Here is a 24,080-nt window from a genome sequence, read left to right as displayed (position 1 = left end):
TGTTATGTACTTACCCTTTTTAAGGGGCAAGCAATTTGAACTTCTCGCTCTCAGGGAACTAAACGAACTGCCCATTAATGCCAATACGATTTCGCCAATTATAGAGCCGGTAAAAAAAGATCTTAAAACTGTAGAGACAGCAATAAAATCATTATCTCGGACACAAGTGGATGTACAGCTCATCGTGAATCCGGAACATGGGGACCTCAGCAAGGTACCACAACCAATCGTGGATTTCATAAAGAAACTGAAGACCGAAGGTATTAGCAATGTCAATCCTACTTTCTTAATATCGACAGAAAGAGATTTCCAACTGCTAAAAAAAGCTCAGGCGACTAATTTTCTTGACGATGGTTATAGTCTGGTACATCTAAATCAGATTGCTAGCAGCGTTGAATTGAAACAGATAGCAAACTCCACAAACCTTGTCCACAATATCGTGCACGTTAATCATGTAATTTCAATGCGGAGAGGATTTCCCGCTGGAAGTATCGGGTTTATTAGCGATCCGTTTGTTAAGCAAAAACGAAATGTCGATTATGAAGATTTTGAGGATGAGTTTTTTTCAAATGATTATTTCCATTATATCAATGAAGGATTTACTGCATTTTCAGATTACTTAACAATAGGAGCGGATTATATCTTAGGTGGTATGCTGCCGTATGCTGTAGTTATACATTTGACTTACAAGGATCCCGGCAGTGAAGATATCAGGATCAGACGCTTTATTTCCGATAGCAACCAAGATGCAAGTGATACTGCCGGAAAATTCTACGAAGCTCTTTCTAAACTAATCGATTTTGTAGACATAAATAACATTAATTCTCTTGCTGTCATGCAGTTTAGGGATTATTTTGATAGAGGAGCATTTCCTGGTCTTGGGATTATAAAAAAGCTATCAATAATGCACCATATCGAGCTTGTGCAAACCCTTTTACATTAGACAGTATGAATTGTTGCGTAAATTGTTTTTCAGATCAAGGATTGAAAAACAGGATTGTGGCAATCTCAACTTTTGTTGGCACTTGTGATTTCTGTGAGACTAAGAACGTGGCTTTGGTTAAATGCGAGGAACTCGAAGCAGATTTTGATGAACTTTTTGCTTTGTATACCACCTCCAACAAGCCAAGTAGATCTCTTGAAAATGGCCAAACCTATCGACTGCATGAACATATGTCTGCTTATTGGAACAAGCTTTTTGATTTACAAGTACTTAAAAGCAAAGAAATAAAACTCCTTCTAAATCAGATAGGTCAGAAAGGGATTTTTTTTTCAGAAGAATATCTAGAAAAGCCAGTTGAGTTTTTAGCTCTTGTATCTGATGATGATCCAACAACTGATTTTGGCATTAGATGGGAGTCTTTTTCCAAGGAGATCAAGGAAAAAAATAGGTTTTTCTTAAGCGAAAAAATTGATACAGACGAATTGCAATCGATATTTGAAAGACTAGCGATTACCTATCCTGTTGGTCAGGAATTTTATCGTGCTAGAATATCAGATGAACTTCTACATGTAGAAGAATTGGGTAAGCCCCCTCAGAAAAGTGCTACGCCTGGTCGTGCAAATCCGGTTGGTATTCCATACCTATATGTGTCTGATACGGCCAAGACTACCCTTTATGAAACTAGAGTAGCATTGCACGAAGGGATATCCATAGGCAAGTTTGTCCTTACAGAACCTATTAGTCTTGTTTCGTTAAAGAATATAGCTGATTTCGGCCCTTTTGAGGTCATGGACAGAGGCTTTTCTTTAGAGGAATTCATTAAATTTCGACCATATCTTCAAAGGTTGGAAAGTGAGCTTTCCAGGCCCGTGAGAAAGCAAGACGTACATCTGGACTATTTACCAACCCAATTTCTCTGCGAGTTTATAAAATCATTAGGATTTCATGCAGTAGAATATAGAAGTGCTATGAATTTTGGAGGGTTTAATCTTGCAATATTTGATGACACGAGATTGAATTGTATAGAGGCTACTCATCATATTGTTAAAAGTTTGGAATATGACTGGGATTGATTTTAATACAAAGGGATATGTAAGCTTTATGAACGAGAGGACAGTGGAATACCTGCTGTTGCCTAAGCTTATAAACATTTTGAAGGAGCATTATGCCATTGTTATTCCGTTCTATTATTGGATAACGAGGGAAGGTGGGCAGTTGACAGGGAAAAGGTTTGAAGGAAAAGAATTCAATATCATCTCATTTTATCCAAGAAGACCGAAGGTCAATTCGAAGGACAATGAGCATATTATCTTCAAGATCAACCAGGAGTTATTTGAAAAATCCACAATACTAATCCCAAAAGGAATACCTGTTTTAACGGGAGTTCCATTGATACATACTATTGTTGACATAGCTGAATCTTCGAAGACATATTGGACTGCATTGTCATCAATCGGGTCTGAAGTTATTGTTAAGCTGGATATTGACTCACCTGACGATTTGAAAAACCCTCTATTTGTTGGCAGTTTGAATTTAGATGCGCAGACCACCCTGAAGCGAGCAAAAAAGATGGACTGGTTTTCTTTTCAGAAAATTTTGGAGGAAGTCAGATATAATGCTCCAATGCGGAGTTTTTTTGGAGGCGCCTACAAACCAATATATCTAATACTTATGAACCCAATCAATAACGATTAAAAATCAAAAAAAATGGAAACTAAAAAGCTATTTGTTCCAATTTATATAAAAAAAACTGATTTAGTATTCGTGAAATCCTCCTGCGTGCTTGCTGAGGCAAATGAATAATTTTCAAAAGGCTTCACACAGCGGTGATCTTTTTTAAGTATTTCTGTCAGTTTTTCAAGTGTAAGTGTTCTTTTCTGCTGGATGGAATATCTCATCGTTGTGATTTGGGCCACAATATGATCAACAGATATTTTAGAATATGGAGAGCATTTTTAAGGTATACCCAAATTAAACTTTTTAATCTCTAGATAAACGTAGGAATTGATTTTAATCAAGTCGTTTAATTTTCTATTCTAGTATTAATTATATTATCACATATAAAAACGGAAAATGAAAAAGCTATTATACTATTGGGGTATCCCGATAGCCGTGTTCTGCCTATTTGTGTGTGCAGGGCTCTGGATTAAAAACCTCTCACTATGGACAATTTTCGAATACTATGGAAATATCCATCATCCAAAACACTTTAACTCTGAAACAACAGGTCAAATTGGAGATGCCATTGGGGGAACAACAGCACCCTTCATAGCCCTTATGGCCGGATTTCTTACCTTCATAGCCTTTTGGGCGCAACTAAGAGCTAATAATCAAGTAAGGGAGCAGTTTCGGATTCAGCAATTTGAGTCACAATATTTTGAGATGATACGACTGCACAAGGAAAATATCAATGAAATGAAAATTTCCGGCTATAGTTACCTAATGGCTACTTCAGTTGTAAAAGGAGATGCAAAAGCAACCGAAACCATTACACGAACACAGATAGAAAGAGTTGTTGATGGACGAAAGGTATTTGTTGCAATGGTAAAAGAGCTGAATGCTTGTTTCAATTTTTGTGTGAGCTATGCAGTGAAATTTAATGTACCATATCAAGATGTTTATGAAATTGCCTATCGTCTTTTCTTTTTTGGATCTTTCTCATCATTGCCAGGATATGATCAACACAAAGATTATATTCAACATTGCAAAACAGAGCTCAAGGCTATAAGGGAAGAGCATAAGGAAACTTTTGGTGGCAAAAAAGACTTTACAATTGATGGAAAACAATTGATCTGCACATAAAGTACGCTCCATTTACAGGCCATGAGTCTAGGTTAGCTCATTACTACAGGCATTTGTTTAGTACCGTAAAATTTGTTGTCAAAAAACAGAAAAAAGGCATTTTTGACTATCGAAAAGCTAGAGAATATCTTAAAATACTTCGTGCACAGATGTCAAACGATGAACAGATATTACTTTACCACAACTATATTTCAGGATTAGGTGAAGATTGGGAGAAAACGAGTAACAGATTTCTTTCTAAATATCGCATGTTGCACAATTTACCGATACATAAAATTAAGTTTGTTGAAGCCCCTCGTAAACATTTTCAAAAAAGAATTTGGGAAATCAAAAGTGAAACTCACGGAAAAGATCCAATATTTGAGTGGGGTGATGAAGGCTAGAACTCCTAAAAAAATATTTTTTAATCAAAAACATATAGAAACTGGAAAGAATGAAACAGGGAATGATACTTTTTGAACGCTTGCCAATAGCTAGGATTGGTGTGGAAAATACCACAGAAAGAGTTGTAATAGCCAATGATTATTCCTGTCTTGGCTATATGCTTGAGGAATATATTTCTTATGGTGTTGTAAAAATAGTAATGCCAAAATCAGCCGCAGAGGTTAATTTTTTGGACAGAATGCCATTGTTATTGCAAAAACGCATTGTAGTAATAGATGATCAAAATGAAATTGAAAATGTTAATCGGATTTTATATCATTTGCGTAATGATTTTAGAGTGACCTATGATGATCAAAATGAAGAATTGAAATTTCTTAATGGAACTCCAAAAGCACTAATCACTGCTATTAAACATGTTCATTCAGAACTCAAAAAACTTGCATTTGGCTTTAATCATGGAGTTCAGGTCAATCTGAATCTACCACTCTTCAAAAAGAAGTTGCAGAGTTTGAAAAAGATAGCTAAAGATTCCAATACTAGGATTGTGCTTTCTGAAATAGAAGGTGTTTTAAATCAATATGTTGATCTTCAGGTAACCGGTTTGCAATCTCCTAAGCAACAAACTCCGCACGAAATGGTTGCGTTATTTGATAATTTGTTAAATGATAAAAGTTATTTGGAGTTTTCTTCTCAAATTGCTGATTTAATTTTACCGGAAAATAGAGAGGGGGCATTAGTTAAACTACGTCAAATTGGTCGTTTTATTAAGGACAAAAAATATCTTTCAGAAGGTTGGGACTATGTTACTAAAATTTTGAAAGTCTTTAATATTGTCGAGCTTCCTGAATCCAAGGTAATTTCCTCTTTGTTTAGTGATCGAAATTTTCCTATCATTCATGATATGACAGTGGCTAGGCAAAATGCCATAAATAATTGGAAAGTAAATGCAAATACAAGTGTTCCTTTAGCAATTGATGGTCTTCAAATAGGGGATAATATAACTTGGTTGCCACCTCTGCCTTCGTTAAAGGTGGAAGCAGACTTTAACTACCTATCCCTTGGAACTTTAAAAGAATTGAAAAATGCATTGGAGGTCATTTCTCTCAGTGGAAACTCTGATGAGCCTTAGTAGACAGGGAATTGTAAGACCGTAACTTCAGATACAACTCAATAATCGTATCGCAGAAAGTGTATTTCTTCTTGATATTTGGATTTAGGAAGATGTTCGATGGAACTTGTAGCCTGATGAAATTTTACGGTTTTTTTCTTGTTTTTTTTAGAGATGAAAATTGTAGATTAGTCGCAATCAAATAGACGCTCATAAAATGTACATTTCTAAAATAACCTTAAATGGGTTTCGTAATTTTCCTGAAAATGAAATTCTTTTCAACGATGGAATCAATGTGATTATTGGTCACAACAATGCCGGAAAGACAAGTTTACTAAGAGCAATAGGCTTGTTGATTAGTAGTGAAGATTCCCGTAGACTTGAAGTAGATGATTTTTCAAAAGATTTTTCTCTAGCTGACCTACAGGCCAATCCTCCATCTGTCACGATTTCACTTGATATTGTTCAGAGTGTGAATGAGGACTTAGCGAGTGATGATCTGGTAACGGTTGCCAATTGGCTTACAAAGCTGGAAGCCCCCTACGAGGCAAAGCTGACTTATAGATTTTATCTTCCTGTTGAGAAATTTATTGACTATAAAGAAGAGCTTGTCCATGCGACCACTAAGGATCAAGCTTGGTCGATGATCAAGCATGAATTTTTGCGTTTTTACACATATAAAATTTTTGGTGGTGACCCAACTTTGCAGGTTGTTGCTGATAGTGAATCACTCAATAAATTCGATTTTCAGTTTTTGAATGCAATACGAGATGTGGAACGGGACATGTTTACTGGTAGAAATACAATGCTGAGAGATGTGCTTGATTTCTTTATGGATTATGAAATCAAATCTGCTAGTGAAACAGAAAAAAGTTTGACCGAGAAGCAAAAAGAGATTAAAGATTTAAAGAAAATTTTCTCTTCAAATGCAGATGCTTTGATAGGTGAATTACAACGAAGAATGCACGCTGGTAAAGAGCACATTCTAGCTTATGCCCACCAAACGGGTGCAACTTTTAACAATGCAAAGCCAGATTTTGACGGCGCAATTTCTGACGTTGACATGTATTCCGCCTTGAGATTAATAATAGGCTATGATGCATTGGATATCAAAATTCCAGCTTCCCATAATGGATTAGGATATAACAACTTAATCTTTATGTCTTTGTTGCTGGCCAAAATGCAGGTAAATTCTGACGGAAATTATTTAGGGAGTAACGCAAAGATATTTCCTGTTTTGGCAATCGAGGAGCCGGAAGCACATTTGCACCCAGCTATGCAATATAAGTTTCTCAAATTTTTAAAAGAAAATAAAGACAAGAGAAAAGTAAGGCAAATATTTGTTACGACTCATTCTACTCAAATAACTTCGGCCGTTTCTTTGGATGAGATTATCTGTTTACATAATGAAAAAGGTGTTGTATCCGTTGGTTACCCAGGTAAGACTTTTCCTGATACCGCTGAAGGTAGGACAGCGAAAGCCTACGTGCAACGATTTTTAGATGCAACAAGGTCTGACATGCTCTTCGCCCAGAATATTGTATTTGTAGAGGGGCTTGCTGAACAAGTACTTCTGCCTACACTTGCAAAGTATTGTGGGAAGAATTTAGAGGACTATCATACCGCAATAATTCCGGTGGGTGGTCGTTTCTTCGACTACTTTTTATACATGTTTGATGCGAATAAACCTTTTACCGCGCCAAAGCAAATTGTTTGTTTGAAAGACAGGGATCCCGAGCGTAAAAGGCTCTCAGGTGGGAGTTTCACAAGTTGCTACCCCTATGAAATGGATTTAGATTCTGCCAACTATCAATATAAAAATCATATTGATGATAAATGTACATTATATGCAACCCATGGTAATATCCGCTTTTTTGGGCAGAATCACGAAAAAGGTAAAACATTCGAGTATGAACTCTGTCTGGAAAATTTAGAAAACAACATTTTATTTACGGAAAGGCTACAAAATAGAGATGAGCTAATCAATTTATCAGAGCTATACAAAGGTGGCGTTTCAATTGATTTAATGTATGATGAGTTGCGAAAAAGTGATGAAAACGATCGTGTCGAAAAATCGCTAAAAGCACAAATAACCACAAGTTGGTCGGATGATGATAAAAAGAAAGCTATTTGTGCATCAAGGTATCTGAATTCAGTAGGAAAAGGAGAAAATGCATTAGAACTTGCAAATATTCTTGAACAAAATCTAATGCTTCCTGAACATGCTCCAGCTGATGATGATGTAACCAACCCAACTCCGTTAAAGCAGAAATTTGTCGTGCCTAAATATATTTTTGACAGTCTAACACACCTTTGCGTATGATCGGCATAGCTTCAGATTCCTTAATTCCGATTAACGAAGATTTTAAGATTTCAGCCGGCCCAGGAGCTGGTAAGACCCATTGGCTTGTAAATCATATCAAAAATGTTTTGCAGCACTCAGATAAACTTGGATCCTATAAAAAAATTGCCTGTATCACTTATACCAATGTTGCGGTTGACACTATTGTGAAACGTTTGGATTTCGTTGCGGATCGCGTTGAGGTCAGTACGATACATGGCTTTTTATATAAGCACATAATTAGACCATATATGGCCTTTATTGCAGACTATTATGGGTTCAATGTTAAAAAAATGGATGGGCATGATGATCACAACATTAGTAGAGGCAGAATTGTAGACTGGATAAAGAGACATCCTAATGTTTCGAGCCTGAGACATCCCTATACAGTCAACCAGCTAACACAACTAAATCAAAATCTAATTGCCATAGGAAATTGGCTGCAGTCGTTAGGGTATAAACTTGAAGAAAGTGGTATAGCAATATCAATTGATAACGGCAAGGCATTTCACCTTGAAACTGGCAGTAGAGTGAATCTTTCCAAAACCAATTGCCTGGACAAACTCGCTACTGATCTTTTTGGGTATAAAAAAACATTTTGGGAGAAGGGAATACTGCATCATGATGATGTTCTGTATTTCACATTTTTGTTACTTAAAAAGTTTCCTTTTATACTTACTGTTCTAAGGGCGAAGTTTCCGTACTTTTTCATAGATGAATTTCAGGATACTAGTCCAATTCAGACGGAGATCGTTAAGATGATAAGTACAACAGGTACTGTGATTGGCGTTATCGGAGATCGTGCGCAATCAATTTTCAGCTTTCAAGGTGCTAATCCAGATCTTTTTACTGGCTTCTCAACGCCAAGCATGGTAAACTATTTGATTAAGGATAATCGCAGAAGCTCTAACCAAGTGGTTGGCCTGCTGAATAGGATCAGAACAGATATAAAGCAGGATCCAGTTCGAAATGTAGATGGTGCGTCAGTAAAAATACTTGTTGGCAGCGTTGAAGATGCATTTAATCACGTAATTGAGGTTTGTGCTGGTGAAGAATTTGTGTCACTCAGTCGCGATAACACCACATCGAACATACTGCGAAGGCAGTCGAACAGTGGCTTGCTCGCGATTAACTTGTTGGATGCATGGAATATAAAAGATAGTAATGGCGATAGGAGAAATACAGCATTAAGGAGCATGAAGGCTCTTGAATTGGGCAGACAGAAGAGATTTAAGGAATCGATCCAGGAGATGTCTAAAAACTACTATTCAATCAAGGATCGAAATGAACAAAAAAAAGTTGCCTTAGCTAAAATTAGCTTACTGCTCTCTAGTTACAGTAATTTTAGAGGCCAGCCCCTTTTCGCGTTTTATGAACTTGTTAAATCAGCAGTAGACATTAGTTTAAGTGGGATGAGGGCTGGCGCGATTAAAGACTTTTATGACAGCTATACTTATGATCAGGTAGCAGATTTTATTAATATTCCGGAGGATGATTCATGGAGCAGGACGATACATAAGGCAAAGGGCGATGAATTCGATAATGTATTGATGGTGATTAACCATGAAAGTAATCTGTCATTTTTATTAAACCCCAATTTAAGTAGTGAAGAACAAAGGGTTTATTATGTTGGAGCAAGCCGATCAAGGGAGCGTTTATTTATTAATGTTCCAACATTGGCAGCGGCAAATGAAATCTCTTTATCGCCTTTAGCGGATATTTTGCACTTGACAACTTGAGTTGAAGGGTACATTAAACAATTTAGACAACTTCGCTTTGATGAAAGTAATGACATGATTGAAGTGCAGAAGATTTAGCTATTAAGAGGCAACTATGAATTTCAAATAAGAAGGACTTAAGATTTTTACACCAAATGGAAACGGCAAAAATTGAAATATGAGCGGAGTCATGGAACAAGCGATGGAATACTGGTCACGAGGCTTATCCAGTGTGCCTGATAAAAAGGTTTGCGCTTCGCATGTTGATGACTACGCCATTTCACGCTTCATTAAACGTAATGGAGAAAAGGATAAATGTGATTATTGTGGCAGACAGAAGAACGTTGTCGACCTGGATGCGTTAATGGAGTTTTTAACTGATGCATTGACCCACTTTTATACCGACCCAGCCAATTTTATGTCTTATGTATCAGCCGAAGGAGGTTATTTGGGGGATTATGATGGACCATGGGAAATGCTGGAGAACCTGGGCCTTTCTGTAGAAGATGATCAATTACAGGATGATATTTTCAATAGCCTTGACCATTCTAGTGCATGGGCAGATGAAGGAGTGGCACGGTCAGACTTTAAATACGAAGGGTGGCTCCACTTTAAACATATCGTAAAACATCAATCTCGGTTTTTGTTCAATTCTGCAGATAGTCTTAGGGTGGGAGGCAGAGCGATAAGTGTGGCAAGTTTTTTAATGGAGTTGGCAATTGACATACGTAAACAACGAATGTTGACTATAGTTGAAGCAGGCACACCAATCTACAGATGTCGCCAACACATTAATATAGATGATGTTACTGAAGCTAGGCACATCTGTTCTCCTGATATAAAATATGCTACTTTTCCAAATAGAATGAGCCCAGCAGGAGTGTCGATGTTTTATGGTGCTTTTGATCCTAAAATATCGAAGTTGGAAACTTTGCAGATTGACGATGTATCCCGGCCATACTTTACACTAGCGGAGTTTTGTCCGAAAGATAACCTTAAGTTGATCGATTTGAGTAAAATCCCCTATGTAAGTGCTTTTGATCAAGATAGGTGGGAGTTGTTCGATAAAGTTCAGTTTTTGCACAAATTTTTAGATGATTTTGCAAAACCCATTGCACATGACGGACTCCAGCATATCGAATACGTGCCGACGCAGGTAATTACAGAGTATTTCAGGTTTGCTTTTGCAAAGACACCCGATGGAAAAATTGATGGCATCATTTATCCATCATCAAAAAATAGGAGATTAAATGCATGTGTGCTTTTTTTTGACCACTACGAAAGCCTTGATCAGTTAGACTTTAAAGAATCAAAGATAATAACTGAGGCATTAACTTCTTTAGTACTTTAATTGTCTCACTTTAGAAATATATTATATCAATTTAATCTAGCATGGAAGAAAAACTCATTGAACTTGCAATTACCAACGGCGCTTTCGTTATAATAGTCGGAGTTGTGCTCTTTCTAATTAAAAGCCTAATTAAATATGTTATAGATCGCGATCTGAGCAAAGAAATTGAGGTCGTAAAGAAAGACCTTGTGCAGGAAAATATCGCCTATACACATTTACTAGCTCAGGATCTGGAAGCACATAAAGCCAAGCTTGATAGCATTAAGCAGGAATCTCAGGTTCAGTTTTCACATTTACACCTTGAAAGAGCAGGTGTCATAAGAGACTTATATGCACACCTTGTTGAGCTTCATAGCGCGATGGTGGATTACACGAGGACTTTTCATATGATTTATAGCGATGCTGAAAAGGAAGAAGTCGCTAGAGTAGAGCGGTTTAACAAGGCCTTTGACGAGTTTAAAAACTTCTATCTTCCCAAGAAGTTATATTTTTCAAAGGAGTCCACTTCGCAATTGGATGAAATTTTAGAAAAGTATTGGTCTGAGGCTTATGATTTCGACTCCAACCGACGTTTCCTAAAACTGGATCGTGCATCTGGTGAAGGTTACAAAATACATTTGGACAAGATTAATGCTATTTCAGAAAGAGTTATTAAGGAGTTTCCATCAATCATATCGAAGATAAAAGATGATTTCAGAAAAATCCTTGGGGTGAAAGACTAACTTGTTGAGAAGAAGTGAAAGAGGGGGCAAACTCATTCATCATAATCTTCGGGGAGGTCAATTGAAATGTCAAGGTTTTTTGCTACTCTTTCTGTTACTCGTTTTGAATTTTTCCATCCGCCACAAAAATACTGGCTCATTGCAATCGTAATTACTGCAATGCTATCTTTTGCCATGCAGATTTTTTCGCATAGTTCGTCGATGTAATCATTATCTAGAAACTGAACATAATCGTTGTTCTCTTTTTCCTGGAAAAAATAGTCGATATCTAAGTCAATAATCCATTGCGCTTCGCTTTTTAAAATGGCTGGAAATAAATCCAAAAGGACTTCTGGCTCAATGAAACGATTGACTTTAAATCCAGGAGGGACCTTTTGTCGTGGTTCATTTATGCTGAATATATTTGTATTGAAGAAAGCAGGAAATACGTGATTTAGATTCGCAATGAAATTATCAAATCGAAATAAGGGTTTTACATCAGCACTTCCTTTCATATCAGTCGGAATAGAGCAGTATTCGTCAATCGTCATTTCTTTGTTGAGCAAAAGAGACCGCATATATGCTGGAGCTTCATTACTCACTAAGTCGTCGTGAGTATCAATATGGAAGAAACCATATTTTTGTTGACTGTCTAAATGGTGGAGCCAGCACCAGCCTGCACCTGAGTGATTATCCATAATGTAAACTTTTCCGGATTGATATATAAAACCTAATTCCCAAATACCATCCACAACCTTATTTAGATCAGGCTTCCTAATCCAAGTTTGGTTTGGATTTTCTTCGTTTATGCTCATTTAAATTGTCTTTCTATTACTTATACTTGTACTAAATTATGCTTCTGTTCGGTTAAATTGATAATGGATTGCGGCTTAATTTAAGATATTTATTTAAGCTATTGTACATAGAAATGCTGTTTTCCCAACCACCACAACATTCTGGACTTAACGCTATCGTTACCAATGCGGCTCTATCAATCAATGGTCTGATCTTCTCCGCAAAGGACTTCAGTTCATTATCGGTCAGTATTTTTTTATGCTTTCCGCTTCTTTCGACAAAAAAGACATCTATATCCAAATTGATTACTTTAGGCTGTGCCTTTCGATTTTGCTGGTCAAAAAGCTCTTGTACCGTAAATTCTTTATTTATCCAGCTTTTTAGTGGGATGTTTTTTAAATGCCTGTATTTTGTTGGCAACTTTACTGGAGTTACAAACTCGAAATTTTTTAACGTGTATGGATTAAATACGTTATATAGTTCAATAAAGTTATTCCACATTAACATCTGATCATCATTTACTCTCAAGGCCACTGCTTTTTCAATTGGCATGGATTTAAACTTTTCGTTTTTATAGAGATGAAATGCTTCTTTTACCAAAGCATCGTTTAAGTCATTGTGCCTGTCTATATGCATCAATGTGTAGCTTTTTATGGGGTCAAGTTCTCTGCTCCAGCACCAAAATGCTGCTAAATGGTTATCCATTATATAGATGTTTCCTTCCTGAGCAAGATAATTCAGCTCAAAGGCGTGGGAGAATTTCTGTCCTTTATTTAGTATTACATTCATTGATTTGAGTTAATTCTGGTCAGCGCTAAAAATACAATATATCTATAACAACTTCTCGTAACACACTTTCTTACCTTCCCAAGGTAAAATGTTATTATATTGGTTTAAAGATTATTTATAATATCAAAAAAACATCAACAGAACTTATTTGATTAAAAATCGCATCAATTAAGCCTCAAGTCGTCGATTGTAAGGGAATAATTATAATTTATTTTTTTTGAAAAATCTTAATTTCGTTTTAATCAGAATTTCTCCAATGAAAACTAGCAATTTCAAACCCCGTAATTTTTTTGATTTCTCACCCCATCCCTATGATATAGGTAATCCAATTGGATTTTGGCAGAAATATGAAGACAATCATTTTTTGAACAAATTATTGGTGGTTAATGAAGATGAGTTTGAAGCGTTTTATAAGTATCACTTGTCGCATGCATTAGAAAACAATGTTTGTAATGAAGAGACGTTCTTTGTTAAAGTATGGGGAATTGTTGAAAATAGAATTAATAAGCTGAAAGGTGAAGATCCTTTCTCGTATTATCATGATAGACATATATTTAGGATCGAAAAATTACTGCAGTTCCAGAAATACCTAAATAGCATTGATCAATGGAATGCCAGGCCAGCCCATATTGTTCTTGCTGAAAAAGAAGAGATCATTCAGAGGCAAAAGAAAGAGATTGAAGAACTTCAAGCTCGATGGGATAAAATTAAGTTGTATGAAGTATCTCAAAAGATTTGGATCAAAGAAGGTTACTTGACCACAGTGATTGACTTATTCCAAAAAATAGAAAAGTTGGAAGTGCCTAGTGGTGGAAATCTTTTAAAGTACGATCATCAAGTTGCTTATCCCAGAATGATCAGTAAATATTTCTCTCATGGAGGTAATGATATATCCGTTGAAACTTTGCGTAATTATTACGTGAGCAAAAAGGATGATGAGCCAGTAAAAGGGACTTCTATTCAATTAGAACGTAAGCTTTTCAAAATCGTACCTGTAAAAGGAACGAAAAAATAACAACTGGTTCAGAGTTTGCACATGACCAGGCTAGACGTGTGGTCATGGTTTCGGGTGCTGTATGGCCCACATTTGCTTCGTAAACTTAATACGGAGGTAATATGCAAATCGAGATTCTAACAAAGGAAGAACTGTTAAAGTTCAAGACCGAACTTATTCAGGAAATTAAACAGGCCATCAAATCAGAGGATGTGCAACCCAAACAATGGCTTCGCAGTTCCGAAGTCAGAGATCTGCTAAAGATTTCATCCGGTACACTTCAAAACTTACGCATTAAGGGAATACTACGGTACGAAAAGGTAGGTGGTATATTGTATTATGCCTACACAGATATTGTTCAGTTGCTAGGTGAAATCGGGAACTCATGATGGATACAGGAAAACAACTCACCAGCTTTTTAAAACTGGCCAGCAGGAACAATCGTTTCCACCAATCACACTTCAGCCTTTATTCGGCCATACTCATGTGTTATACCAAAGGATTGTGCCAAAATCCATTCCGGGTTTCCAGGAGGGAGCTAATGAAGCATTCCGCAATTCATTCTTTTGCTACTTATCACAAGTGTATGAAAGCCCTGGTCAGCCATGGATATATTGACTACCAGCCTTCGTATCATCCCAGACTGGCTAGTCAGGTTACTTTATTAAATGAGTTTGATGCAGATCATGAGGGGTAAGCTCCTTGCAAGTTATGTCCTTTCCCTTCTTCGGGAAAAGGAGCAAGCGGAAGTTGGGCAGTGCCCAACTTTGCTTGCTGTTTGCGCTGTAAACAGTATTTAAAGGATACTCCGGGTATCCTTTTGCCTACCGGCTGTACTAAAACAAAAGAAAATAGGATACTCGTGAGTATCCTGACTATCGATACAAACAGTTAGATGGCTATCCCGATCAACAGCAATATTGATCAACAGATATAAATTACGAACTATGGAAGATCTAAATACAAAATCCGTAAGATACCCAGCATCCGTAGATGCTAAATTTTTGACAACAGCCTTAAAGCTAGGAAGACCTAAACGATTGCTGTTCATACAAATGGTCGATTATTTTTATAAGAGCAAAAAAGATCCTTTAGACTTGAATGATGAAATATTGAAAAATACTCTTCTAAAGAGTCATAAAGAATATATCGGTTTTATCAAAACTCAAGAAACTGAACTACTGATTCCAATTAAAACAGATGTGAGGCAGATGATTACCTCTCAAAAGACATTAATAGACTTTTTTAATACTCATATAATAAATCATAACACCACGCTTTTAGGCAACCAGCAAAAGCAAATAAACAAATTTTTAGAACTGGATGAACTTATCAGGCTAATTCATGTCAGGCTGGACAATAAAGAGAAATTGAAAAAAGAGTTTGTTTATATTTTTGAAAGCTATGTAAAAGTCAGAGACTCTTTTGGTTTGATGACTTCTGGCAAAGAGAAGGAAGAGCTGATCCTTAAAATAAATAAACAAATTTCATCCCTATAACGCTATAACTATGTACCTGAATATCACCGATAGTGCTATAGCTAACAATAAAGGAAGCAGTAGCGGGTTGGTTAATTACCTGGAAAAGGAGAATAGATTTTATCCTAATGACCAGGCAGAATATTGGTTTAATCATAATCATCAGAATATTGAACCCTATGAAGTCTGCCGGAAATTGGATAATAACATTGCCAAATTGAGTAAGGTTGATGCTAAGTTCTTCTTGATCAATATTAGTCCCAGCCAGAAAGAAATCCGGTATTTGAAAGAGCAGTATGGAGAGTTGGGAGCTAAAGAACAATTAAAAGCTTATACTATTAAAATCATGGATGAATATGCCCGAAACTTCAAACGGTCGGGAATAGAAAGTTCAAAAGATCTGCTGTGGTACGCAAAACTAGAAAACCACCGTCACTATAGCTACAAAGACAAAGAAGTTGTACAGGGGCTTAAAAAGCGGGGTGAACTTAAAGTGGGTGAACAGATGCACATTCAGGTTATTGTAAGTCGAAAGGATATAAGCAATCGTATCAAATTAAGTCCTATGAACACATCAAAAGGGAAGAATATTGAGCATTCTAAAAAATTAGGCCAATTTGACCGTGTTGCTTTTAAACAATCAGGAGAACGTGTTTTTGATCAGCATTTTGGCTTTGATCGCAAATTAAACGATACTATGGCCTATGCAAATATCCATAAGAATGGTACTTTGGCACAACGTGAACAACTAGATACATTAATGCTTGGGGCAGAGTCGAATATTAACTCAAAATCTTTAGCAGGTGAATTGGCTAACAGGGTGTCAGATGGCCATTTTCATAGCATACCGGAAATGATTAACAGTATAGGTCAAACTGTAACAAACTTTCTTGAAATATTGATGCAACCAGTTTTTGATCCGGGTTTAAATATTAACCCAGCCGATGAAGCAGCTAAAAGAAGAAAAAAGAAAAAGAAAAGTCAGGGAATAAGCCGATAGTTGATGAGTTTATTTGTGAAAAATCCCCCGCTCAATGCGGCCTGCGAAAACCCCTCTGCACATAGCCGATGGTTTTCGCTTTGCTTCTATGGAAAAAATGTCCCTTGTTTTATTTCTCGTTCTCATATGATTGTTCTGTTATAAATTATCAGTTATATATTTGGTGCGGTCGGCTAATACTGCTTTTAACCAATGCCTGATAACTTTTCTTCCACTATTTACAGCTTTAACTTTGTCCTCTGGGCTAGTAACAAGGTTGTACCTGATCGCTTTCTTGAATAAAGTTAGGTAGTGAATTTCCAAATCTTCATTCACCTGAAATTTTGGACTCTCCACATCAATGAAATTGAGGAAGCAGAGGGTTGCCCAGCAATCGCTTCCAGTCGGATTACTAAAATAAGAAGGAAAAGAAACCTGATTGATGAATTGCTGTATAAACACCTCTGGTTTGATCTGGTAAATACTACAAAGTATGTAAAAGTCTTCTGGTAGGGTAACGTTAATTGCTGTTTCCATAAAGGTGAGTTTAGTTTTGAGTGGTAGCCAGATAGTGTGCGAGGTAAATCTCTCTTAAAATATTTGTGCGTTCCTCCAGATCACGTATGATGTAGAGTCCTAAATGTAATTCCTCCATTCTCCCAAAGAAATTGAGTTCGGGTTCTGTTAATCGATAGGCTTTCGGCTCATTTCCTCCAAAACCTTCTGCTATATTGGAGAACAAAGAGAAAGTAAAATTATCATAGTTGATCTTTAACCCTTTATGGGCATGGGCATCTGCTGCTGAAATTCTGCCCATAAAATATTCCAGAAATTCCTTGGGATAACAATTATGAGCTTCACAGAGTACGCAAAAATCTTTGTTCAATTTGATAGCGGAATATTCATCAAGGTATAAGGTATCTGAAATGGTATAAACCCGTTCCATTGCTTCAAAAATCACGTTGACAAGGGGGCGGGTTTTCTCTCTTTTAACAACGGTCATGCCAGCCTTTTTTGTGGCCAATACTTTAATATTTGATAGACAGGATATGAGTAATGCGCCGCAATTCTTCATGGCTTTACTTTGCACAGGCCGTTTCCTTTTTGTCCTTACATAAGAACCAACGGTTCTGGTGGCCTCTGAAAACCCTTCACAATAATCCTCACGCATGGTATCATATAGGGTTACATGGTCGGCGAAAACCTGTAATACTTCCACCATCTCCACTTTATATATCGCACATGCCACGCTAAATTCTAAAGGGACTATGATTTGTTGCTTGTTAATTCGTTTCATCAATCATTTTTTAGGTTTTGTCATTTCAGCATAGACATAACAGGCATTGACCATTTCCAGGAACTGGGTATAAAAGCACATCATATTTTTTGTTAAGTCTTCATCTCTATATGCTGCGGAATGATAAATCCAGGCTTTGTATAGTTCCCATAAATTGTCTCTTGTCTCATGGATGGGAAAGTCTGCAAAAAAATAAGACATCAATCGTAATGGATTTTCCATTTGATCGGCTGTCAGGCCACTAGGCTGATAGTTCAATTGTTTTTTAATTTTCTTAATTTTCATAACGGGTGGCTTTTAATAAAATTCTTGGAAATCTGCCGAATCACCCTTGCACAGCAGGTAGTTCAACGATAAACTGGCATAATAGCTGAGATATTTTTCACCCTGATGTGAACTATAACTGACCAGTAGAAAATCTTCTGTAACCTTGATAGATACACGCTGTTCTATTGCCTTCGGTACAATTACAGCCAGTAATAAGATCCCACCTTTATAAGAGACTACACGCACCTGATCTTGATTTTTAGGTAACCGCAATGAATCTAAATTTGCATACCGATCAACTGTTTTACGCAGCAGGATTCTGGTTCCTTTTTCAAAAGGGAGCATTAAGAACTGCTTATTGCAAAGTGAAACTTCTATATCCGGCTTATCCATGTATAGCCTCACTTTCCTGCGCTATGCTTTTATATAAAGCGGCATCGTTTTCCAGTTTCTGGATTTTCGCTTTACACATCGCTTTGACAAGGATTACAAAAGCGGTAACCTTATCATACAACTGCCGTGCATCTTCGGCTATAACAAAGAAATGATCACCATAACGTGCCTCCGAATAGCTTTTAATCAAAATTTCAAATAACCTTTCATCCTCAGAGGTTCCTGATAGTAATGTTTTAAAAGGCTTGTTGGAAAAGCATTTACAGAGGTTTAAAAGACGTTTTAAATTATGGATTTCTGAACGGTATGCCATTTGAACCCTGATCAGTACAATGCAGGATTGTTCTACGGCCTGATGGAGCATGAAAATACCAACATTGTATTGCCCGTTGATCAGACATTGGTTGGCGCCAGTCAGGAAGCCTTCAATTAAAGGTATGCGATGACTTAACTGTTTCTTAGCTTTTACCCCGGCCTGTGTAGGGGTAAACCTAACCGGGAAATCTGGCGCGGTCATACCGTCATGGCTGTACAACAGATGTCCGGTACTATATACCGTAATGAAGAACCTGTTATTGGCCTTGATCGCCTCTAGAATAGTTTCTTTGCCGTGGCAAAGAATAGTAATTACGCCATACTTATAATGAACATTGGCAAATTCCTGGATTTCATGATCAATCCGGGTATTGGTCGCTGTTACGATCAGTAAGCAGTAATTGCTACTGTGATCAGTCCTAAAGTCTAAAAAACAACCATCGGTTTGCGTTAATAGGCTCTTTTTTGAAAAGCAGAAAACTTGTTGGGGTTCGAATTTTTGGACTAGTGATTTGACGAATGTCTTAAAATAGAAAGCATGTTCATCTGCCGGGGATAGGGGGTACATTTCCATATATCATCTCATTTATAGTTAATAAACTATTCAAATGAGTCTGAAATTGGCGAAAATGATAAATGTGGAATCCGCCAACCATGGTTACATTAAAGTTTCTGACGCCTTACGTTAACATGGATTTACAGCAGATCCCACATCTATCTCAATGCGCAAATATAGCACATCTTCGCATAGATATGGCATTACTCTGCTGTCCTACGTTAACGGCGTCAGATTTTGTAACCGTAAGACTCTTAAAAATATATTATTGTTATGTTTAATTCATAATCGAATATAGATAAAAAAAAGAACAAACCCTGCTATATCAGGGTGATTTATTTTTCTTTTATAGTTTACTTAGCTCGTAGAATATGAGCGAAATATCCAAAATAGAGCAATACGTGATAGATAAAGTGCGGGAGATAAGAATGAAGGCAGAAATTAGTCAGAGTAATTTATCTGCGGGTATGGAATTAAGTTCAAAATTTGTAGGAAACGTGGAGAGTAGTAAGACCCCGGATAAATATAATATCAACCATTTGAATAAAATTGCTGAAATACTCCAATGCTCGATTAAAGATTTTTTCCCTGATAAGCCTATATCAGGTGAAATCCTTAAGAAAAAGACTATTACTAAATAACCCTTAATTGAGTTCACTCGAAGGAGTAACAAAGAATTTTTTAAATAAGAAAGCGGAAATGATCAATCCGACCATTTCCGCTCATCTAAATTAACGCTCTCATATACTAAAGCGCTAATTGGGACTATATATTGTGTAGTTAGGAAATTAAATCACAGCATATTTCTTTTTCAATAGCGCCATATCAGCTCCAACCTTTATATCAAGTATTTTAGCGTAATGCTGCGTGGTCTGAATATTCGTATGTCCTAGCATTTTAGACACGCTTTCTATTGGAACCCCATTTAGTAAAGTTATCGTTGTAGCAAAAGTATGTCTGGCAGTATGAAAGGTTACTGGCTTGTCAATACCACAAAAATCTGCTATCTCCTTCAGTGGGCTAGGCCAACAGCGCTTTGCCACCTTGCGGTGGTAAGTCTCTGCTAACCCGCCCCCGAACCGTACGTACATGTCTCCATGTATACGGCTCTCCATTGTCAACATAACTTTACTTATCATAGCTTTTATGGATTAATGCATCACAGCCTTGACAGACTGCGAGTGTTTTACGATGGCGTTTGATCATCACTGCATTCCATTTGGTATCAGCTTTAAGCTGATTAATGTTACGTACGTGATGCATCACGAGGTCTCCCATTACACCGCAAAGTTCACACTTTCTCTCTCTGAGCCTTTCCACAAGTGTGGGGGCAGGAAGATACATGGTATTGGGAGCCTTGTCGTAATAATTATCCTCGTAGATGTCTTTGAAGCGTTTACATCTGAATCCCCCATTATACCACACTCTTTGTTTCGCGTTGCCTTTATTATCCCTATAGGGGATGACCACATCCGTCCCGTCTCTATACTTCTCAAGTATTTGTCCGACAGTTCTTTTGTGCTTACGGCCGAGCGTTTTGAGCATGCTATATTTCATGAAGTAATTGAACTTCCATCCCCGATAGCCGATGTTGTCTGCGATGGAATAGTAGTTGTAGAATCCCCGCAATTCAAGATTGTATTGCGCCATGATATCTGCATCTTGCCTATTCACCATATACTTGCGAGACGATGGCTTAAGCGTTTGTTTCCTGTCTACTTGTGTGATAAGCACAGCGTTATAGGACTGAAGTCGCTTAAGTACGGTTTCGTAAGATAAATTTAAGACAATTGTTCCTGACCACGGACGGCGCTGTAGTCCACATCGTGTACGCGTGTGGTCCATGGACCGGCGTGCAGTGATTTCGTATCCAAGGAATTTTGCGGGTTCTTGTGCGCTGGTAATCAAAGTCTTCTCTTCAGACATTTCCAATTTGAGTTTTTCACTCATGAAAGTGGTAATATCAGCTTTGATTTTTTCACATTCTCCCTTGCTGCCGATTACTCCGATGAGGAAGTCATCAGCATACCTTATGTACTTCAATCTTTTGAACGTGTCATCCATGTCCCTTGTTGCTGGAATATCCAGCATTTCCGTACGCATTTCGGCCATTTTCAATTTCAGTTCAGCTTTGCTGTTTTCATCCGTTTCCGCTTCCAGTTTCCATCGTAATGCATTTCTCTGATTCCGGTTACGCTGATACTCAGTGGTTAGTCTACGTGATTTGCCTTTATTGAAACTTTCTGCATACTGTTTTACATACTTATCGAACTTGTCAAGGTAGATGTTAGCCAGGATAGGACTAATGATTCCGCCTTGCGGTGTTCCTGAGTAGGTATTGTTGTATGTCCAGTTCTCCATATAGCCAGCATTCAGGAACTTACGGATTAAACGCAGGAAACGATCATCAGAGATACGTTCTCTGAGGATATCGATCATTACATTATGGTTGATATTATCAAAGAAACCTTTGATATCGCCCTCAATAAACCATCGTGTTCCCTTGAATGTAACCTTAATGTCCCTTAATGCCGTGTGGCAGCTTCTGTTGGGACGGAAGCCATGTGAGGTGTCTTCAAATTGCCCCTCATAGATGGCTTTCAGAATCATATGTACCACTTCCTGCACGAGTTTATCCTCAAAAGAGGGAATACCCAACGGGCGTTTCGTTCCATTCTTCTTGGGTATATACACCCGGCGGGCAGGATGAGGCTGATACGATTCGTCTCTCAGACTTGCCACAAGTTTCTGAATGCGGTGAATGCTCATTCTGTCGACGGTTCTGCCGTCGGTGCCCGGCGTCATATTACCTTGATTGGCATATTTACGCTGATAGGCGATGAAAAACATTTCCTCATTAAACAGAATTCGGTAGAGCCTTTGGTAACGGTAGCCCGAATCTTTGCTATGTTCGCATAAAGCGTTTAATACTTGCACTGGATCTCTCATACGTCTCACACGTTTTCCTTAGTTTGTATTAAGTTGACAACTGCTTCCCTTCGCCATGTACAGGGTATTACCCTGCTCGGACTACTACGGAAGCTCCGTTTCCATATCGGGTATTCAGTATCTTTATACATAGCCCTTTTTTTTTTATATATGGGCATCCCGACTTAGGAAATCCCCGTTTAGCTTCGTAATGACTGTTAGCGCGACAGACTGTCGGATGCGACTTTCGTTCTTTTCTCCGCTTATTGCGGTTGTGCCGTAGCGGTGTTCTATGCTCTCAAAGGCTACCTGTCAATTGAGATAGCTACGGTGTGACAATACAACTGCCTTTCGTCACAGGTTCAACATGCCCCACTGAACTATCATTCAACCAGTATAGGCTTCATCCTCGTGTCTGTCTTTCTCCCCAGCAATGCACTCGCCTTTGGCAATTAAAGCGGCCATGCTGTAAACCGACATGCTACACTCCCTATCAGGTTTCCCCTCCAGATAAGTCGGTCGGGAGTAGACTTGGAACCTAGTCTAGTCTCTTGCTAAAGAGACATTCATTACGCAACCTTTACGGGCGCACAATAACTATCCATCTTCTGATTACTTAATACAGGGAATATCATCCCGTTATTTAAGCAGATTGGGTTATCATGATATTGATTTAATAGGGTAGAGGCAGTAAGCAATAATGGGATACGGGAAGGCACATTGGTCTTTTGCCTTTTTATAGAAATCCATTTCTCTCCATCTATACCATTTATAATATCTGTTTTCCTTAGATTTTTGACATCTATATATGACAACCCTGTATAACAGGAGAATAGGAAAATATCTCTGACATAGGTAAGTCTTTCAGTAGCCATCTTCTTTTCAGTTATCAGTTGAATCTCTTCTGGATTAAGATAAACCCGATCAATCTTTTTAATTTTGGGCTTATAATTTAAAAAAGGATTTACGGTTAGCCATCCATTGGAAAGGCCAATTCGGATAATCTTACCAAAGTTTTTGAGGTATTTTACAGTAGAATTATTAGCGCATTTACGAACAGAACGTAAATAATAGTCATACTCTGAAATGAATGTGTAATCTATTTTCCTGATTTCAATATCCTCAACATCATATTTCCATTTCAAAAAATCTAAGGTATGCTTTAATGAAGTGGGATAACGTTCTGCTGTACCTTTACTAAACTCGCTACCTACTAGCGACTCCATTTTGTAATTATGATCCTTGAAAACTTCAATAAGCGTAATCTGCTTCTCAGTCTTGCCCTGAAATTTATTCCTTAGATGTTCAGCAGTAATGACTTCATCTGCTTCAATTAGTTGACTGTGGGCTTCATAAACTTTGATTTGTAAATGATCTAGATAAGTATTCAGAGACTTAATCTCTTCTTTATTACCATTAGCCCTTCCTACACCAGAATTCCAGCGTAAAGGTTCACAGCTCCGGCCGGTAGTAATTTCAGAACGAAGTCCGTTCACGGTAATGCGCAGATAAATAGGGGCAACGCCTTTTAAGTAGTTTTTTGGCTTCTTCATGTAGAAGAGCAGGCTGAAATTGGTTTTCATAATGTTAAACATTAAAGAGTAAACAAATTTAGCTTTGCAGTTACTGTGAATCAAGATGTTCAATCCTATAACCTGTTCAATATCATAATGATATATGAAACTTGGTGAGTTGTTACCTGTTCAAAATTTACTCACCGAATCACTCCCCATTCTTTTGGGATTTAATGAGTAATTTGGGTTTCAATTAAAACAAAAAACCCTGCAAACTTACGATTTGCAGGGTTTTGTATGGTTTAGATGCCATAAGTGCGGAGAGTGGGGGATTCGAACCCGCGGACCCTTTGACAAGTCAACAGTTTTCAAGACTGCCGCAATCGACCACTCTGCCAACTCTCCGCGACAAAAGTACAAATACGGC

Annotated in this window: 26 protein-coding genes, 1 tRNA gene and 1 pseudogene; 16 read left to right on the top strand and 12 right to left on the bottom strand. The window is 37.6% G+C overall.

Annotated features, from left to right (window positions below):
* The first annotated feature begins 4 nt into the window (after positions 1 to 4).
* The 3 genes from AY601_RS08760 to AY601_RS08750 are packed head-to-tail and all read left to right on the top strand — an operon-like array spanning position 5 to position 2,638.
* Complete coding sequence (locus tag AY601_RS08760; RefSeq protein ID WP_068399370.1) at positions 5 to 943, top strand: sce7725 family protein; 939 nt, start codon at positions 5 to 7, stop codon at positions 941 to 943.
* Positions 944 to 948: 5 nt separating this feature from the next.
* A complete protein-coding gene (locus AY601_RS08755) occupies positions 949 to 2,016 on the top strand; it encodes an RES family NAD+ phosphorylase (protein ID WP_068399367.1) in 1,068 nt (355 codons plus the stop codon).
* Positions 2,003 to 2,638: a hypothetical protein gene (locus AY601_RS08750; RefSeq protein ID WP_068399364.1), complete on the top strand. Its 636-nt coding sequence runs from the start codon at positions 2,003 to 2,005 to the stop codon at positions 2,636 to 2,638. The genes AY601_RS08755 and AY601_RS08750 overlap by 14 nt, the downstream gene beginning before the upstream one ends.
* Before the next feature lie 41 nt (positions 2,639 to 2,679).
* On the opposite strand, the gene AY601_RS25615 is transcribed toward AY601_RS08750, so the two are convergent.
* Positions 2,680 to 2,841, bottom strand: coding sequence for a hypothetical protein (locus AY601_RS25615; protein ID WP_157287791.1), 162 nt, complete (start codon positions 2,839 to 2,841; stop codon positions 2,680 to 2,682).
* 175 nt (positions 2,842 to 3,016) lie between these two features.
* Between AY601_RS25615 and AY601_RS08745 the strand changes: the two genes are divergently transcribed.
* The 7 genes from AY601_RS08745 (at position 3,017) to AY601_RS08715 (ending at position 11,369) form a co-directional block, all read left to right on the top strand.
* Positions 3,017 to 3,745, top strand: coding sequence for a hypothetical protein (locus tag AY601_RS08745; RefSeq protein WP_068399361.1), 729 nt, complete (start codon positions 3,017 to 3,019; stop codon positions 3,743 to 3,745).
* Positions 3,730 to 4,128 carry a putative phage abortive infection protein gene (locus AY601_RS08740; protein WP_084359169.1) on the top strand — a complete coding sequence of 133 codons (399 nt, stop codon included), beginning with the start codon at positions 3,730 to 3,732 and terminating at the stop codon, positions 4,126 to 4,128. Before AY601_RS08745 ends, AY601_RS08740 begins: the two co-directional genes overlap by 16 nt.
* Before the next feature lie 50 nt (positions 4,129 to 4,178).
* Complete coding sequence (locus tag AY601_RS08735; RefSeq protein ID WP_068399355.1) at positions 4,179 to 5,258, top strand: hypothetical protein; 1,080 nt, start codon at positions 4,179 to 4,181, stop codon at positions 5,256 to 5,258.
* A 196-nt stretch (positions 5,259 to 5,454) separates the two neighbouring features.
* Entirely contained in the window at positions 5,455 to 7,560 is a 2,106-nt protein-coding gene (locus AY601_RS08730; RefSeq protein WP_068399352.1) for an ATP-dependent nuclease, read from the top strand.
* A complete protein-coding gene (locus tag AY601_RS08725) occupies positions 7,557 to 9,317 on the top strand; it encodes a UvrD-helicase domain-containing protein (protein ID WP_068399349.1) in 1,761 nt (586 codons plus the stop codon). The genes AY601_RS08730 and AY601_RS08725 overlap by 4 nt, the downstream gene beginning before the upstream one ends.
* 169 nt (positions 9,318 to 9,486) lie before the next feature.
* Complete coding sequence (locus tag AY601_RS08720) at positions 9,487 to 10,647, top strand: HEPN-associated N-terminal domain-containing protein (RefSeq protein WP_198163651.1); 1,161 nt, start codon at positions 9,487 to 9,489, stop codon at positions 10,645 to 10,647.
* 41 nt (positions 10,648 to 10,688) lie between these two features.
* Positions 10,689 to 11,369, top strand: a complete 681-nt coding sequence (locus AY601_RS08715) for a hypothetical protein (protein WP_068399343.1) — start codon at positions 10,689 to 10,691, stop codon at positions 11,367 to 11,369.
* A 32-nt stretch (positions 11,370 to 11,401) separates the two neighbouring features.
* Here AY601_RS08715 and AY601_RS08710 read toward each other — a convergent pair whose 3' ends face one another.
* The gene (locus AY601_RS08710; RefSeq protein WP_068399340.1) at positions 11,402 to 12,163 is read right to left on the bottom strand and encodes a UPF0489 family protein; all 762 of its coding nucleotides are present in this window, start codon (positions 12,161 to 12,163) and stop codon (positions 11,402 to 11,404) included.
* Positions 12,164 to 12,215: 52 nt separating this feature from the next.
* Positions 12,216 to 12,932 carry a UPF0489 family protein gene (locus AY601_RS08705; protein ID WP_068399336.1) on the bottom strand — a complete coding sequence of 239 codons (717 nt, stop codon included), beginning with the start codon at positions 12,930 to 12,932 and terminating at the stop codon, positions 12,216 to 12,218.
* Positions 12,933 to 13,188: 256 nt separating this feature from the next.
* Between AY601_RS08705 and AY601_RS08700 the strand changes: the two genes are divergently transcribed.
* The 5 genes from AY601_RS08700 to AY601_RS08680 all read left to right on the top strand — a co-directional run bounded on the left by AY601_RS08700 (position 13,189) and on the right by AY601_RS08680 (position 16,404).
* The gene (locus AY601_RS08700; RefSeq protein WP_068399333.1) at positions 13,189 to 13,947 is read left to right on the top strand and encodes a hypothetical protein; all 759 of its coding nucleotides are present in this window, start codon (positions 13,189 to 13,191) and stop codon (positions 13,945 to 13,947) included.
* Between the two features lie 101 nt (positions 13,948 to 14,048).
* Complete coding sequence (locus AY601_RS08695; RefSeq protein WP_068399330.1) at positions 14,049 to 14,315, top strand: helix-turn-helix domain-containing protein; 267 nt, start codon at positions 14,049 to 14,051, stop codon at positions 14,313 to 14,315.
* Positions 14,312 to 14,623, top strand: a complete 312-nt coding sequence (locus AY601_RS08690) for a hypothetical protein (protein WP_068399328.1) — start codon at positions 14,312 to 14,314, stop codon at positions 14,621 to 14,623. Before AY601_RS08695 ends, AY601_RS08690 begins: the two co-directional genes overlap by 4 nt.
* A 250-nt stretch (positions 14,624 to 14,873) precedes the next feature.
* Positions 14,874 to 15,425 carry a BfmA/BtgA family mobilization protein gene (locus tag AY601_RS08685; protein ID WP_068399325.1) on the top strand — a complete coding sequence of 184 codons (552 nt, stop codon included), beginning with the start codon at positions 14,874 to 14,876 and terminating at the stop codon, positions 15,423 to 15,425.
* A 10-nt stretch (positions 15,426 to 15,435) separates the two neighbouring features.
* Positions 15,436 to 16,404: a DUF5712 family protein gene (locus AY601_RS08680; RefSeq protein WP_068399321.1), complete on the top strand. Its 969-nt coding sequence runs from the start codon at positions 15,436 to 15,438 to the stop codon at positions 16,402 to 16,404.
* Positions 16,405 to 16,542: 138 nt separating this feature from the next.
* Here the strand turns inward: AY601_RS08680 and AY601_RS08675 are convergent, their stop codons facing one another.
* From AY601_RS08675 to AY601_RS08655, 5 genes are read right to left on the bottom strand one after another with little or no spacing between them, the layout of a single operon-like run.
* Positions 16,543 to 16,920, bottom strand: coding sequence for a hypothetical protein (locus tag AY601_RS08675; RefSeq protein ID WP_068399318.1), 378 nt, complete (start codon positions 16,918 to 16,920; stop codon positions 16,543 to 16,545).
* 10 nt (positions 16,921 to 16,930) lie between these two features.
* A complete protein-coding gene (locus tag AY601_RS08670) occupies positions 16,931 to 17,680 on the bottom strand; it encodes a hypothetical protein (RefSeq protein WP_157287789.1) in 750 nt (249 codons plus the stop codon).
* A gap of 3 nt (positions 17,681 to 17,683) precedes the next feature.
* Positions 17,684 to 17,965 (bottom strand): hypothetical protein, encoded by a 282-nt coding sequence (locus AY601_RS08665; protein WP_068399308.1) that lies wholly within the window; start codon positions 17,963 to 17,965, stop codon positions 17,684 to 17,686.
* Between the two features lie 12 nt (positions 17,966 to 17,977).
* Positions 17,978 to 18,340 (bottom strand): hypothetical protein, encoded by a 363-nt coding sequence (locus AY601_RS08660; RefSeq protein WP_068399305.1) that lies wholly within the window; start codon positions 18,338 to 18,340, stop codon positions 17,978 to 17,980.
* On the bottom strand, positions 18,333 to 19,229 hold the full coding sequence (locus tag AY601_RS08655; protein ID WP_068399301.1) for a HEPN domain-containing protein: 897 nt from the start codon (positions 19,227 to 19,229) through the stop codon (positions 18,333 to 18,335). Before AY601_RS08655 ends, AY601_RS08660 begins: the two co-directional genes overlap by 8 nt.
* Before the next feature lie 353 nt (positions 19,230 to 19,582).
* Between AY601_RS08655 and AY601_RS08650 the strand changes: the two genes are divergently transcribed.
* Positions 19,583 to 19,852 (top strand): helix-turn-helix domain-containing protein, encoded by a 270-nt coding sequence (locus tag AY601_RS08650; protein WP_068399299.1) that lies wholly within the window; start codon positions 19,583 to 19,585, stop codon positions 19,850 to 19,852.
* 147 nt (positions 19,853 to 19,999) lie between these two features.
* On the opposite strand, the pseudogene AY601_RS08645 reads toward AY601_RS08650, so the two are convergent.
* From AY601_RS08645 to AY601_RS08630, 4 genes and pseudogenes are all read right to left on the bottom strand, one after another.
* Positions 20,000 to 20,227, bottom strand: a pseudogene (locus AY601_RS08645) (tyrosine-type recombinase/integrase); the annotation flags it as partial.
* A gap of 112 nt (positions 20,228 to 20,339) precedes the next feature.
* Positions 20,340 to 22,160: a reverse transcriptase/maturase family protein gene (locus tag AY601_RS08640; protein WP_068399296.1), complete on the bottom strand. Its 1,821-nt coding sequence runs from the start codon at positions 22,158 to 22,160 to the stop codon at positions 20,340 to 20,342.
* A gap of 548 nt (positions 22,161 to 22,708) precedes the next feature.
* On the bottom strand, positions 22,709 to 23,722 hold the full coding sequence (locus tag AY601_RS08635) for a site-specific integrase (RefSeq protein WP_068399293.1): 1,014 nt from the start codon (positions 23,720 to 23,722) through the stop codon (positions 22,709 to 22,711).
* A 249-nt stretch (positions 23,723 to 23,971) separates the two neighbouring features.
* Positions 23,972 to 24,058, bottom strand: a tRNA-Ser gene (locus AY601_RS08630).
* Between the last annotated feature and the right edge of the window lie 22 nt (positions 24,059 to 24,080).

The sequence above is a fragment of the Pedobacter cryoconitis genome, from assembly GCF_001590605.1.
Lineage (GTDB): Bacteria > Bacteroidota > Bacteroidia > Sphingobacteriales > Sphingobacteriaceae > Pedobacter > Pedobacter cryoconitis_A.
The sequence above is the reverse complement of the archived record's forward strand: the minus strand, read 5'-3'. Positions and strand labels throughout refer to the sequence as shown.